Below are 13,339 nucleotides of genomic sequence, written 5' to 3'. Positions count from 1 at the left end.
TAGAAAACGATGCGGACAGATCCTGTCCGCGATATCTGGCAATCTGGAGGACATGTCCGACACGACCACCCGCGCCCTCGCTCTGCTCAATCTGCTGCAGACGCACCGGCATTGGCCCGGAATCGAACTGGCGATGCGGCTCGGCGTGACCGAGCGCACAGTCCGCCGAGACGTCGACCGGCTGCGAGACCTCGGCTACCGGGTGGAGTCGACCCCAGGGGTGGCCGGCGGCTATCGGCTCGAAGCAGGAAGTGCCGTGCCGCCATTACTGCTCACGGACGACGAGGCGGTCACCATGGCGATCGGGTTGCGGGTGGCCGCGACCCAGCAGCTGGTGGGCGGGCCGGAGGTCACGCTCACGGCCCTCGCGAAACTCGAACAGGTGCTTCCGTCGGTGCTGCGCAGGCGTGTCAACGCGCTCGCGGAATCGATCCATCCCGCGCGCATGGGCGACGGCCCCGCGGTGTCGCCGGTCGTGCTCGGTGAACTCGCCCTCGCATCGCGAGACCGCGAACGGGTGCGACTGCGGTACATCGATCGTGCCGGCGCGGACAGCGTTCGTCGGGTGGAACCGCATGCCCTCGCGCCGGCCGGACGCAATTGGTACCTGCTGTGCTGGGACCTCGAACGCGACGGCTGGCGAACCTTCCGCGTCGATCGGATCGAGTCGGTGGAGCACACCCGCGTGCTGTTCGACCCGCGTGATATCTCCGAGGAGGAGATCGCGGAGCGGGTGCTTCTCGCCTCGTCGTGGTCGCCGCAGAAGCTCGAGGCGGATGTCGTCATGGAACTGGCGCTGGATGAGATGGATCAGTACTTCGGAGTATGGGCGCAGGGGGCGACCGCGGAGGATGAGATGCATACCCGCTGGCCGATCGGTGGCCCGGACTGGCGTGAGGCCCTTTACGGGCTGCTGTGGATTCCGGCCGGCGTCGAATACGCGACCGACTTCCCCGAGCCGCACCGCGCGGAACTGCGCGAGGCGCTCGAGCGGGCGCTCCGCGCACTGGATGCTCCGCCTCCAGCTCCTCGTCGCTGACGCACCCGCGCAAGTGCCCGACGAAAAAAATCGTCATCGCCTGACTCATACGGTTATCTCAGGTTGCAACCCTGGCCGAAAACATCACGGCCAGGTAACGTCGATGTCATCGCGGCGATCCGGGTGGTCCCGGGCTCCAGTTCATACCTGAGTGCGTTGCGGGTTCGACTCCCGCCGTCGCGTCTACTTCTGAAGCGTCCGCCTCCCATGACGGGTAGTGTCTGCGAGGACGATAGTGTGCGCTCGGAGGAAGCATGAAACGCGGATCCAACATGCCCGCCGTCGGCACGTACAACCAGACCCTGGTTCTGGACATGATCCGTCGCTCACCGTCGGGCGTGAGCCGGACAGAACTCGCTGAGCTCACCGGTCTGTCTGCGCAGACGCTCAGCAACGTCGCCCGCAGGCTCACCGACGCAGATCTGATCGTCGAGGGGGAGCGCGTCGTCGCCGGGCCGGGAAAGCCGCGGACCCTGCTCCGCTTGAACCGCAGTGCGCGATTCGCTGTCGGCATCCATCTCGATCCGTCGATCGACACGTTCGTCGTGCTCGATCTCTCGGGGCGCATCGTCGCGCATATGGAGAGGCCACCAGCGGACACCGACTCGACACCGGATCTGATCGCAGCGCTCTCCGAGAATGCGAATGCGCTCCTGAGATCCGCTGCCGTCCCGTCAGACCGTGTTCTCGGCATCGGCGGGGCGGTGCCGGGCCCGATCGACGATGCGACGGGTATGCTGCTGACGCCGCCGTTGCTCCCGAACTGGCACCACACCCGCTTGCGTGATCTCCTGATCGAGGCGACGGGCCTGCCGGTCGTGGTGGAGAAGGATGTCGTCGCGGCCATGGTCGGCGAGCTGTGGGCGGATGCGGACCACGAGCTCAGGGATGCTGCGCTCCTGTACTACGGCGCAGGCGTTGGTCTCGGGGTGGCCATCGACGGCGACGCCGTGCGGGGCCGTACGGGAAATGCCGGCGACATCGCGCATCTCGTCGTCGACCCGAGTGGCCCGCCGTGCCAATGCGGGCAGCATGGCTGCCTCGGGGTCACCGTGGCGCCAGAGCAGCTGCTCCTCGAAGCCGGGGTGACCACCTCGCTCGACATCCCCTGGGGAGCGAGACGTGCGGCCATCGACGACCTCGTTGCCCGCGCACAAGGCGGCGATTCCCGTGCTCTCGAAGTGTGCGCTCATGCCGCCGAAGTGCTGGCGCGAGCGATCGTATTGATGAACAACATGCTCGACGCCGGTACGTTCGTGATCGGAGGCCCGGTCTGGAGCCGGCTCAGCGAGCTGTTGGAGCCGAGGTTGCGCGCTGTCCTCCCCACGATCGCGCAGATCGCGACGACGCGCCCCCTCCGCCTCGTCGAGGCGCGGTTGGGCACGGATCTCGCCGCGGCCGGAGCGGCGTGTCTTGTGCTGGACGGCGCATTCACGGCGCGGACGTCCGGTCTGATGATCAGCGCGACCTGACCACTCTGTGCCTTGCTCAGGACAAAGGTTGACAGAATATCTAAATATGTTTGAATAACAGGGGCGCGACGTCACGCGTCAAGAGTGAGCAAAGGAGCTCCGATGAAGAAATCACTGACCGGACTGAGCATCCTGGTCGTCAGCGGCCTGGCGATCGCCGTGAGCGGCTGCTCTGGTGGCACCTCAAGCGGCGGCGACGACACCCTGCGCATCGCCTATCAGAAGACCTCATCCTTCACGGCTATGGATGACCTCATGAAGACGGTCAAGGCCGAGTACGAGAAGGAGTATCCGGACCGCAAGGTGGAGCTCGTGCCGATCGAGGCCGAGCAGGATCAGTACTTCACCAAGCTCGCTCTCATGAACGGCTCGGCGGACACCGCGCCGGATGTCATTTACGAGGACACATTCCAGATCCGCTCAGACGCGGCCGCTGGCTACCTGCTCCCGATCGACGACTACCTGGCCGACTGGGACGACTGGGAACTGTACGACGACGGTGCCAAGCAGGCCGGTGTGGGCGACGATGGCAAGACGTACGGGGTCTCGCTCGGCACCGATACGCGCGGCATCTACTTCAACAAGGACCTCTTCGAATCCGCCGGCCTGCCCACGGACTGGAAGCCCACATCGTGGGAGGACATCCTCGAAGCGGCACGCGCGATCAAGGAGAGCAACCCGGATGTCACGCCCCTGAACATCTATGCGTCGAAGACCCTCGGCGAGGCCACGTCGATGCAGGGCTTCGAGATGCTGATGTACGGCACGGGTGACGAGCTCATGGATTCCTCGTCGAACAAGTGGGTGACCGAGTCTGCCGGATTCCTCGACGCGCTCGGCTTCTACGAGACCGCCTTCGAAGAGGGTCTCGCCCCTGATCCCGCAGACGCGCTCGACCCAGGGTGGGGATCCAAAGTCCAGAACGAGCTCATCCCGCAGGGCAAGCTGGCGATCGCGATCGACGGCTCCTGGCTCCCGAGCAGCTGGATCGCGGGCGACAACGCGTGGCCGGAGTGGGAGGAGACCATGGGCCTCGCAGCCATGCCGACCCAGGACGGCGGCGGCGACGGCTTCACGTCGATGTCGGGCGGATGGACGCTCGCAGTAGGCGCGAACGCCGACGACCCTGAGGCCGCCTTCGACTTCATCGCCCAGGCCATGACGCCTGAGAACGCGCTCACCTATCATCAGGAGGCGGGACAGATCGCGGTGCGCTCCGACGTCGCCGCCAGCCAGGAGTATCTCGACTACAACCCCTCGTTCGAGTTCTTCTCGTCGCTCGTCGCGTACACGCACTTCCGGCCGGCGACGCCCGACTACTCGCAGATCTCGTCGAACATCCCTGTGGCGACCGAGTCGGTCATCACCGGGCAGTCATCACCGAAGGACGCCCAGCGCGCCTACGACGAGGCGCTGGTCGGAATCGTCGGCGAAGAGAACACCCAGGCGGGCTGATCGTCTGATGACCGCCGTCGCCGTCGGCGGGCTCGGGCGCAGTCCGAGCCGCGCTTTCTTCCGCCTGCTGCCGCTCGTTCCTGCGGTGCTGCTGCTGGCCGCTTTCATGCTCGGTCCGATCGTGTACTCGCTGTACGGATCGCTCACCGACCGGGCCCTCACCGGCCCGCGTGCGGCGAACCCGCAGTTCTTCGGACTCGACAACTACGTCGAGCTGCTGGGTTCCGCCGAGTTCTGGAACTCCCTCGTCCTGACCGTGGTCTTCGTCTTGGCATCCGCTGTCATCGGCCAGAACGTACTCGGAATGCTGCTGGCCGTGCTCATGCGCAGCTCGGCGCGGCCGGTACGATCCTTCGTCAGCGGGATCGTCGTGCTCGCCTGGGTGCTCCCCGAGATCGTGGCGGCCTTCGCGCTCTACGCCTTCTTCGCGAAGGACGGCACGCTCAACTCGGTGCTCGGATGGTTCGGCCTCGAGCAGACCGCGTGGCTCTACTATCTCCCGATGCTGTCGGTCATCGTCGCGAACATCTGGCGCGGGACGGCCTTCTCGATGCTGGTGTACAACGCGGCGCTCGCCGAGGTGCCGCCCGACCTCATCGAGGCGGCGACCATCGACGGCGCGTCGGCCTGGCAGCGGTTCATCCTGGTGACCCTGCCCGTGATCCGGCGTTCGATCTCCACGAATCTGCTCCTGACCACGCTCCAGACGCTCGGCGTGTTCACCCTCATCTGGGTCATGACCGGCGGCGGGCCAGGCACGGCGTCGGCGACGCTGCCAGTGCTCGCCTACCAGGAGGCCTTCAAATTCGCACAGGTCGGGTACGGCACGGCGATCGCCACCGTGACCCTCCTCATCGGTGCGGTGTTCTCCATCATCTACATCCGAGTGCTCAAGCCGGAGGTCGACTGAAATGGCCGCGCAGACCATGACCGAGACGCGCACGCTCGTCGTGCCAGGGCGGAAGTCACTGAGCGTGTCAGCCCCGCGCAAGCGCGCTCACACAGTGACGGCGTCCATCATCCTGAGCATCATCGGCGTGCTCTTCCTCGTGCCGCTCCTGTGGGTCGTGTTCGCGTCGTTCGATGCGAATGCCACCGTCTCGATGCGGATTCCGGAGTCGTGGACGCTCGACAACTACACGGGCGTCATGACCTGGGAACTCACGTGGCTGCCGCTGCTCAACTCGGTGCTGATCTCCCTCGGCACGGCGGTCATCACGGTCATCGTCTCGCTGCTGGCGGCCTACCCGCTTTCGCGATACGCAGCGCGTTACCAGAAGCCGTTCATGTACGCGATCCTTTTCGGTACCGGCCTGCCGATCACGGCCATGATGGTGCCGGTCTACTCCCTCTTCGTGTCGTTCGGGCTCCTCAATTCCACCTGGGGAGTCATCGTGTTCATGTCGGCGACATCGCTGCCGATGGCGATCTGGATGCTGAAGAACTTCATGGACTCCGTGCCGATCTCGCTCGAGGAGGCCGCCTGGGTCGACGGCGCGAGTTCGATGCAGGCTCTGGCGCGCATCGTGGTGCCTCTCATGCGACCGGGCATCGGCGTGGTGTTCATCTTCGTCTTCACTGGCGCGTGGGGGAACTTCTTCGTCCCGTTCGTCCTCCTGTTCACCTCGGATCGTTTTCCCGCGGCAGTGTCGATCTTCAACTTCTTCGGCCAGTACGGCACGATCGCCTACGGTCAGCTCGCGGCGTACTCGGTGCTCTACGCGGCGCCGATGGTCGTCCTGTACGTCATCGTCCAGAAACTCTCCGGCTCGTCCTTCGCGCTCGCCGGTTCCGTCAAGGGCTGACTCAGTCCCCTCATCTCCTGAAAGAGCCTGCTATGCACGACCGTTCCCGACTTGCCCTCCTCCGCGTCGACCGCTTCGTCCGCGAGCGACTGCAATCCCAGATCCACCGCGCGTCCGCGCCGGTCGCAGCCACGCGCTGGGACGCGGCAGGCGAACCCCTTTCGTTCGCGGAAGCGGCGGCCGGCGAGTACTCGCCGATCGCTCCCGGTGATCTGTGGGGGCGCCCGTGGGGGACGACCTGGTTCCGCCTGAATGGAGCCGTCCCCGCATCGTGGCGGGATGCTGACGGCGCGCTGCCCGCGCGCACACGAGCCGAGATCGTCGTCGATCTCGGCTTCACCCAGGGCCAGCCGGGCTTCCAGTGCGAGGCGATGGTGTGGGATGTTGCAGGCAGGCCCGTGCGTGGGATCGCCCCGCTCAACAACGCTGTCGCTGAAGCGGTGGACGAGGCGGGCGAGGTCGACGTCTACATCGAGGCGGCGTCCAACCCTGATGTCGGAAGCCTTTTCACATTCGATCCGACCCCTGTCGGCGATCTCGCGACCGTGGGCGGCGACCCCATCTACACACTGCGCCACCTCGACGTGCGCCTCCGCGACCTCGAGGTCGCGGATCTGCTCGCCGACACGCTCGCGCTGCGCGGCCTCGCGGAGGAACTGGACGATGGATCCCCGCGGCGCGCCGACATCCTCGTCGCGCTGGAGCGGATGATCGACGTCGTCGACCCTGACGACGTCGCCGGGACCGCGGCTGCCGGACGGGAGGTCCTCGCGCCAGTGCTGGCGAAGCCGGCATCCGCTTCCGCTCACACGCTGCACGCCGTCGGCCACGCGCACATCGACTCCGCATGGCTGTGGCCGGTGCGTGAGACTGTTCGCAAGGTGGCGCGTACCTTCTCGAACGTCCTGTCTCTCATGGACGAAGACCCCGACTTCGTCTTCGTCGCCTCCAGCGCGCAGCAGTACGCCTGGGTCAAGGAGTACTATCCCGACCTGTTCGAGCGAATCCGCGCACGTGTTGCCGAGGGCCGATTCATCCCGGTGGGGAGCATGTGGGTCGAATCCGACACGAACATGCCGGGGTCTGAGGCGATGGCGCGGCAGTTCGTCGCGGGCAAGTCGTTCTTCCTGCGTGAATTCGGAATCGACACGCCAGAGGCATGGCTGCCGGATTCCTTCGGGTATTCGGGCGCTCTGCCGCAGATCGCCAAGGCAGCCGGCACTCGCTGGTTCCTGACGCAGAAGATCTCGTGGAACGAGACGAACAAGTTCCCGCACCACACGTTCCAATGGGAGGGCATCGACGGCACGCGGCTGTTCACTCACTTCCCGCCCGTCGATACTTACAACTCGCGCGTGACCGCCGACGAGCTCGCCCATGCCGAGCGCAACTTCGCCGACAAGGGCCGTGCCACGGTCTCGCTCCTTCCCTACGGCTACGGCGACGGAGGCGGCGGGCCTACGCGCGAGATGACGGCAGCAGTCGCCCGTGCAGAATCGCTCGAAGGGTCGCCGCGCGTCGTGCACAGCTCTCCTCGGCAGTTCTTCGAGACCGCTGAGGCCGAGTACCCCCGGCCGGAGGTCTGGTCGGGTGAGCTGTACCTCGAGTTCCACCGGGGCACGTACACGAGTCAGCTCGCCACCAAGCAGGGCAACAGGCGCAGCGAGCATCTGCTGCGCGAGGCGGAACTCTGGGCCGCGACCGCGAGCGTACGCATCGGCACCCCCTATCCGGCAGAGCGGCTGCAGCGGGTCTGGGAGACCGTCCTGTTACAGCAGTTCCACGACATCCTGCCTGGATCCTCGATCGCATGGGTCTATCAGGACGCCGAACGCAACTACGCCTTCGTGGCGCGCGAGCTCGAGGAGCTCATCGGCGACAGTCTGCGGGCGCTCGCCGGTGAAGGCGCACTGGCGCTCGTCGCGAACGCATCCCCGCATGCCAGGGAGGGCCTCGTAGCGCTCGGTGCCGGCGTGGGGGACAGCGCGAGCGACGTCGAGCCTCGGCGCGATGGCGCCACTGGATGGGTGCTCGACAACGGCATCGTCCGCGCGACGGTGGACGATCGCGGCTTGGTCGTCTCGGCCGTCGATCTCCAGACTGGACGCGACGTCGTGGTGCCCGGCCGCCCCGCGGGTCTGCTGCAACTGCATCGGGACACTCCTACGCAGTGGGACGCCTGGGACGTGGATGTGCACTATCGCAACACCGTCACCGATCTGACCGAGGTCGCCTCGATCGGGGTCGACGGGTCGGCCGTCGTGGTCGAGCGCGGGTTCGGTGCGTCGACCGTCATCGAGCGGATCAGTCTCGGCGAGAACTCGCGCGTGCTGTCGTTCGCCCTCGAGCTGGACTGGCACGAGAAGCAGAAGATGCTCAAGCTCGCCTTCCCTCTCGACCTGCACACCGACCGCGCCGCGTCGGAGATCCAGTTCGGCCACATCGAGCGGCCGACGCACACGAACACCTCATGGGATGCCGCGCGGTTCGAGACAGTGGCCCACCGGTGGATTCGCGTCGCCGAGCCCGACTTCGGCGTCGCGATCGTCAACGATTCGACGTATGGTCACGACGTCACGCGAGAACAGCGCGATGAACGCGGCGGAACCATCACGATCGCGCGGCTGTCGCTCATCCGCTCGGCCTTGTTCCCCGACCCCGCGCAGGATCAGGGTCTTCACGAGCTACGGGTCGGCCTCGTGATCGGCGCGGATGTCGCCGAGACCGTCGCCGAGGGGTACCACATCAATCTCCCCGTTCGTCGTGTCGCGAACACCGCTGTCGACGCGATCGAGCCTCTGGTGATCGTCGACCATCCCGGTGTGGTCGTAGAGGCGGTCAAGCTCGCCGAGGACGGCAGCGGCGACGTCGTGGTGCGGCTCTACGAAGCCCTGGGGACCCGGGCTCAGGCAACGCTCGCGACCGGGTTCGCGTTCGCAGACGTGCGCCAGACCGATCTGCTCGAACGCGAGGTCGCCCTCGATGGCGTCACTGTCGACGGCGATGGCGTGCGGCTCGAATTGCGCCCGTTCCAGATCGTCACGATGCGCTTCAGCCGCGCCTGATGCGGCGTCAGGAGAGTCGGGCGAAGGCGAGCGAAACGCCTGCCAGCCCTACGGCGATCAGAGCCATGGCCGAATAGGAGCCGGTGGCGACCGCAAGAAGCGGCCCGAGCGCGGGACCGAAGGCGCCGACGAGAGTGATGGGTGCGGCGAAGACGCCGTTGATGGCCCCGTAGTTGCGCGTGCCCCAGCGGTCTGCGACGGCTGAGCCCTGCACGAGTGTCTGCGCGCCGCGGACGGCCCCGGCGGCGACGCCGACCGAGATGAGCAGCCACGGCGGGCCGGGGATGAGGGCGAGCAGGGCGAGGAAGACGACGCTCAGCCCGGCGGTGGCCGCGAGGGGAATCCAAGGGGCTGCGGTGTGGGGGATCGCGACATAGAGGAGTCGCCCGATCACCTGGCCCGCTCCGAGAAGTCCGAGCGCCCAGGCGGCGAGCTCGTAGCTCATGCCCTTCTCGGTGAAGAGGGGGATGAGGGCGAGGGTGACGCTGAAGAGGGCAGCCGCCAGGGCGAGCATGGAAAGCTCCAGCATCCAGAAGCGTCGGGTGCGGATGACCGTTCTCACGGTGTGCGCGTGCACGCTGTCGTCGTGAGCGACGGGTGTCCAGGCGCGCTCGAGGCTGAACCAGTGCAGCGGCACAGTGGTGATGAGCAGGAAGCCTGCGAGAAGGAAGAACGTCGTGCGCCAATCGGTGACGGTGAGGAGTCCAGCGACGATCGGAGCGAAGACTGTGGAGGCGAGGCCTCCGGCCAGTGTCAGGATCGTCATCGCGCCTCGACGACGGGTGCCGTACCGGCGAGCGATGACCGTGAACGCTGCCTGATAGAGCACGGCCGATTGTGCGATGCCGGCGATCACCCACCCGACCGTGAAGACCGCGAGGTTCGGTGCGAGCGCCACGACGACGAGTCCCGCTGGGCCGACGACGCTACCGAGGGTCATGATGAGGCGAGGACCGCGCGCGTCGAGCCATCGCCCGACGAACACCCCGGCCGCGGCGGAGGCGATCAGCCCGGAGGAGAACGACAACGTGACCAGGGCGACAGACCAACCGGTGTCATCCGCGATCGCGGGGGAGGCGACGATGAGGGCGTAGAACAGGATGCCCCAGCTGATGACCTGGCCCACCGAGAGCGCGGCGAGCCGACCACCCAGTCGAGGTGGCGCTTCCACGCTGGTCACGCCGAGCGGAGTGCGTCGGCGGCCGCGTCCAGCGCACCGTCGTTGAGAGCGAAGTACGCCCACTTGCCCCGTTGCTCCCGCGTGACCAGACCGGCATCGGCGAGGAGCTTCATGTGATGCGAGACGGTCCCCTGGGAGAGGCCCACAGGCTCGGTGAGGTCGCAGATGCAGGCTTCGCCGCCCTCGCCGGCGGCGATGAGCGACATGAGCCGCACTCGTGTCGGATCGCCGAGCGCCTTGAACACTTTGGCGACTCGTTCTGCATCCTCCGCAGTGAGCGAGGATGTGATGCGCGGCACGCAGCAGGCGGTCGCTTCGATGGTCGTCGGGAGGCTCACGTCGATAGTCTGTCACGTATTGACATTCTTCGATAGATGCGTGACAGTCTTCGTATTGAAGATTTTCGATCTGAGGAGACGTGATGTCTGAGCTTCCTGTCGTCGTCATCGGAGCCGGCCCCCAGGGTCTTGCTGCAGCGGCGCATCTATCCGAACGAAACGTGGATGTGCTGGTCGTCGAACGAGGGGATGGACCTGCGGCCGCAGTGTCGGAATGGGGTCATGTGCGCCTCTTCTCGGCATGGCCGGAGTTGACGGATGCGGCGGCCTGCCGCCTTCTCGAGCCGACAGGATGGAGGGCGCCGATCTCGGGCTATCCGACCGGGGCGGAATGGGTCAGCGAGTACCTCGCCCCGCTCGCCGTTGTTCTGGGCGAGAAGATGAGGTACGCCACGATCGTGACCGGCATCTCTCGCCAGGGTCGCGACAAGGTCGTCGATGCTGGGCGGAAGAATCAACCTTTCGTGGTGCACACGGTGGATCTCGCTGGCAACGAAGCCCGCCTGAGTGCAAGGGCGGTGATCGATGCGACCGGCACGTGGAGTCTTCCGAATCCGGCAGGCGCTGATGGGTTCCCGGCACTCGGGGAGACCCACGCATCGGACTCGATCTCGTACCGCATTCCGGATGACGTGTCCGCGCTCGCCGGGTCGCATGTCGTCGTCGTGGGCGCCGGCCACTCCGCAACGCACGCCGTTCTTCGGCTGAGTGAGCTGGCGCGCAGGTCGCCCGAAACGCGAGTGACCTGGATGCTGCGCCGCGGAAGTGCCGCGAACGCCTTCGGCGGAGGCGCGGGAGACGAACTTCCGGAACGCGCTGCGCTCGGATCTCGTGCCCGCAAAGCGATCGATGCCGGACTGGTGGACCTGTTGACCGGCTTCCGCGTGGCAGAGCTGCGTCGAGTAGGCGAGTCGTTGACCGTCGTCGCCGAGGACGGCCGCGAGGTCGCGGGCGTCGCTCACGTGTTCGCGCTCACCGGGTTCCGTCCCGACACCGAGATGCTGCGCGAGTTGCGCATCGACCTGGACCCGGCGCTCGAGGCCGCTGCGGGGATCGCCTCCGAGATCGACCCGAACATCCACTCCTGCGGGTCGGTGGCGGCAACCGGGGCCAGGGAGCTGGTGCAGCCTGAACAGGGTTTCCTTCATCGTCGGGGCCAAGTCCTATGGCCGGGCCCCGACGTTCCTCGCTATGACGGGCTACGAGCAGGTGCGCAGTGTCGCCGCGCACCTCGCCGGAGACCACGAGGCCGCCGCGCGCAACGAGCTCGTCCTCCCCGAGACCGGCGTGTGCGGTGGATCGGGTGAGTTCGACGACAACGCCGCTGGCTGCTGCGCTGCTCCGGCTGTCCTGCAGATCGGCCTGCGTCCGGTCGCCGTCGGCTAGCGGGACGGATTCGACTCGCCCCTTCGGGTTGCGCGTGCCGTTCAGCTGGCTCGTGACGCCGCCGACTGAATCACCTCGGCAAGATCCCCGGCACGGCTCCACATCGGCCAATGGCCCGTCGGCAGGTCGACGACGTCGAGAGTTTCGAGGTTCGCGACTTCGGCGAACATGGGGTGTCCTCCCCGGGCCAGATCCAGCACTTGCGCGCTCGTTATCGAACAGCACACCAGGGTAGTCGGTACCTTGCGGCGGGAGTCGTTCGTGAGTTCGACGGGCTGACGGAGCACGGGCCCTGGTTCAGGGACCGCCCTGGCGCGAAAACGCTCGAGGGTCTCTGCGCTCAGCCCCTCGAGGCTCGCCTGCTGCGCGACGACGTCGAACGGCGGCAGCGGAAGCTCCTCCACCTCCTCCGGAAGATCTGGAGCGAAGATGCTGCCCGTCGATACAGGGCCGGAGTCGACCCACACCACCCGCTGGACGAGTTCGGGATGCCGGTCGAGGAAGAGGCTGACGGGTGCGTTCGCCCCGCTGTGCGCGACGATCATCGCAGGGTGCTCCTCGGAGACCTCGAGTCGCGCGAGGATGTCGCCGATCGCTTCAGCTTGGTCGTCGAGCGTCCTGGTCGAACGCGCAGGGTCGTCGGGGTCGAGGCCCGGCAATGTGATCGCAGTTGCGCGGGAGTGGTCGGTATCCAGATGCTCGCGCACGTCATCCCATGCCCAAGCGCCCAGCCAGTGGCCGGCGATGAGAATGATGGTCGGGCCGCTCGAAGTGGTTGTCATGTCACAACTCTCGCAGCCCCTGCGGACAACGGTGTGTCACTATTTATGACATGAATTCACTCGGGCCTGAGCGGTGAAGCGAGCAGAACGACTCCATGCGCTCTCGGAGATGCTGCGCCGCAGCGGCGCGCGGGGTGTCTCCGCCGAACGGTTGGCGAGAGAGTTCGAGGTGTCCGTGCGCACGGTCAAAAGAGACCTCGATGCGTTGAACCGCAGCGGCGCGGCCGTCTGGTCGCGTCCAGGTCCCGGCGGCGGTTACGGGTTGGCGGCAGGTGCGTCCTTGCCGCCGGTCAGCCTGTCCGCAGCGCAGGCCGTGGCGATCATGGCTGCCGCGTCCGCTGCACCCGATGCCCCGTACTCCGATCTGGCAGCGGCGGGGATCCAGAAGATCATGGACGTCCTCGATCCCAGAACCCGCGCACGAGCCGATGAGCTGGCCCGTCGCGTGTGGGTCGACGCCCCCACCTCCGCGTCGCGCGCCATCAGGTCTGCACTGGAGGAGGCGATGGCCGAGCAGCGGGTGATTCGGATTCGCTACACCTCGAGGGATGGGGTCACGACCACCCGCGACATCGAGCCCGTGCTGTTCGCCTCAACGAACGGCCAGTGGTACCTCGTCGGATGGTGCCGCCTGCGCGACGCGATGCGATGGTTCGCGGTGTCGCGCATCGAACGGGCCAGCGTGACCAGGACGGCGTGCGGAGGCCACACCATTCACGAGGTCGGAAAGCCCCCGGCGAACGCCAGGCCGGTCCACGGCCGGGGCGGGTGAGTCCTGCGAACGTCCTCTCCGGCCGGTCGGCTCGTCGGTGCGATC

Annotated in this window: 10 protein-coding genes, 1 tRNA gene and 1 pseudogene; 9 read left to right on the top strand and 3 right to left on the bottom strand. The window is 66.7% G+C overall.

Going from position 1 to position 13,339, the window contains the following annotated elements; genetic code table 11:
- Nucleotides 1-52 precede the first annotated feature (52 nt).
- The 7 genes from QFZ46_RS03845 (at nucleotide 53) to QFZ46_RS03815 (ending at nucleotide 8,836) form a co-directional block, all read left to right on the top strand.
- Nucleotides 53-1,039: a helix-turn-helix transcriptional regulator gene (locus QFZ46_RS03845; RefSeq protein ID WP_307358453.1), complete on the top strand. Its 987-nt coding sequence runs from the start codon at nucleotides 53-55 to the stop codon at nucleotides 1,037-1,039.
- A 110-nt stretch (nucleotides 1,040-1,149) separates the two neighbouring features.
- Nucleotides 1,150-1,222: transfer RNA gene (locus QFZ46_RS03840), tRNA-Met, on the top strand.
- Between the two features lie 71 nt (nucleotides 1,223-1,293).
- Nucleotides 1,294-2,511: an ROK family transcriptional regulator gene (locus tag QFZ46_RS03835; protein ID WP_307358451.1), complete on the top strand. Its 1,218-nt coding sequence runs from the start codon at nucleotides 1,294-1,296 to the stop codon at nucleotides 2,509-2,511.
- Between the two features lie 102 nt (nucleotides 2,512-2,613).
- Nucleotides 2,614-3,966 (top strand): extracellular solute-binding protein, encoded by a 1,353-nt coding sequence (locus tag QFZ46_RS03830; protein ID WP_307358450.1) that lies wholly within the window; start codon nucleotides 2,614-2,616, stop codon nucleotides 3,964-3,966.
- 7 nt (nucleotides 3,967-3,973) lie between these two features.
- Entirely contained in the window at nucleotides 3,974-4,876 is a 903-nt protein-coding gene (locus QFZ46_RS03825; protein ID WP_307358449.1) for a carbohydrate ABC transporter permease, read from the top strand.
- A gap of 1 nt (nucleotide 4,877) precedes the next feature.
- The gene (locus QFZ46_RS03820; protein ID WP_307358448.1) at nucleotides 4,878-5,771 is read left to right on the top strand and encodes a carbohydrate ABC transporter permease; all 894 of its coding nucleotides are present in this window, start codon (nucleotides 4,878-4,880) and stop codon (nucleotides 5,769-5,771) included.
- Nucleotides 5,772-5,803: 32 nt separating this feature from the next.
- Nucleotides 5,804-8,836, top strand: coding sequence for an alpha-mannosidase (locus QFZ46_RS03815; protein WP_307358447.1), 3,033 nt, complete (start codon nucleotides 5,804-5,806; stop codon nucleotides 8,834-8,836).
- A gap of 7 nt (nucleotides 8,837-8,843) precedes the next feature.
- On the opposite strand, the gene QFZ46_RS03810 is transcribed toward QFZ46_RS03815, so the two are convergent.
- Together QFZ46_RS03810 and QFZ46_RS03805 are read right to left on the bottom strand one after the other, a co-directional pair.
- Complete coding sequence (locus QFZ46_RS03810; RefSeq protein WP_307358446.1) at nucleotides 8,844-10,007, bottom strand: MFS transporter; 1,164 nt, start codon at nucleotides 10,005-10,007, stop codon at nucleotides 8,844-8,846.
- Nucleotides 10,008-10,012: 5 nt separating this feature from the next.
- Nucleotides 10,013-10,354: an ArsR/SmtB family transcription factor gene (locus tag QFZ46_RS03805; RefSeq protein WP_307358445.1), complete on the bottom strand. Its 342-nt coding sequence runs from the start codon at nucleotides 10,352-10,354 to the stop codon at nucleotides 10,013-10,015.
- A gap of 83 nt (nucleotides 10,355-10,437) precedes the next feature.
- Between QFZ46_RS03805 and QFZ46_RS03800 the strand changes: the two are divergent.
- A pseudogene (locus QFZ46_RS03800) lies at nucleotides 10,438-11,740 on the top strand (FAD-dependent oxidoreductase).
- A 41-nt stretch (nucleotides 11,741-11,781) separates the two neighbouring features.
- On the opposite strand, the gene QFZ46_RS03795 reads toward QFZ46_RS03800, so the two are convergent.
- Entirely contained in the window at nucleotides 11,782-12,522 is a 741-nt protein-coding gene (locus tag QFZ46_RS03795; protein WP_307358444.1) for an alpha/beta fold hydrolase, read from the bottom strand.
- 73 nt (nucleotides 12,523-12,595) lie between these two features.
- On the opposite strand from QFZ46_RS03795, the gene QFZ46_RS03790 reads away from it, so the two are divergent.
- On the top strand, nucleotides 12,596-13,294 hold the full coding sequence (locus tag QFZ46_RS03790; protein WP_307358443.1) for a helix-turn-helix transcriptional regulator: 699 nt from the start codon (nucleotides 12,596-12,598) through the stop codon (nucleotides 13,292-13,294).
- The last annotated feature ends 45 nt before the right edge of the window (nucleotides 13,295-13,339 follow it).

The sequence above is a fragment of the Microbacterium murale genome (genome assembly GCF_030815955.1).
GTDB classification, from domain to species: Bacteria; Actinomycetota; Actinomycetes; order Actinomycetales; family Microbacteriaceae; genus Microbacterium; species Microbacterium murale_A.
Note: the sequence above shows the minus strand (reverse complement) of the source record. Positions and strands in the feature narration are given on the sequence as shown.

What these genes read in the sequence shown, in the direction of transcription:
- QFZ46_RS03845 (WP_307358453.1), top strand. Translation starts at nt 53, where the DNA reads ATGTCCGACACGACCACCCGCGCCCTCGCTCTGCTCAATCTGCTGCAG.
- QFZ46_RS03835 (WP_307358451.1), top strand. Translation starts at nt 1,294, where the DNA reads ATGAAACGCGGATCCAACATGCCCGCCGTCGGCACGTACAACCAGACC.
- QFZ46_RS03830 (WP_307358450.1), top strand. Translation starts at nt 2,614, where the DNA reads ATGAAGAAATCACTGACCGGACTGAGCATCCTGGTCGTCAGCGGCCTG.
- QFZ46_RS03825 (WP_307358449.1), top strand. Translation starts at nt 3,974, where the DNA reads ATGACCGCCGTCGCCGTCGGCGGGCTCGGGCGCAGTCCGAGCCGCGCT.
- QFZ46_RS03820 (WP_307358448.1), top strand. Translation starts at nt 4,878, where the DNA reads ATGGCCGCGCAGACCATGACCGAGACGCGCACGCTCGTCGTGCCAGGG.
- QFZ46_RS03815 (WP_307358447.1), top strand. Translation starts at nt 5,804, where the DNA reads ATGCACGACCGTTCCCGACTTGCCCTCCTCCGCGTCGACCGCTTCGTC.
- QFZ46_RS03795 (WP_307358444.1), bottom strand. Translation starts at nt 12,522, where the DNA reads ATGACAACCACTTCGAGCGGCCCGACCATCATTCTCATCGCCGGCCAC.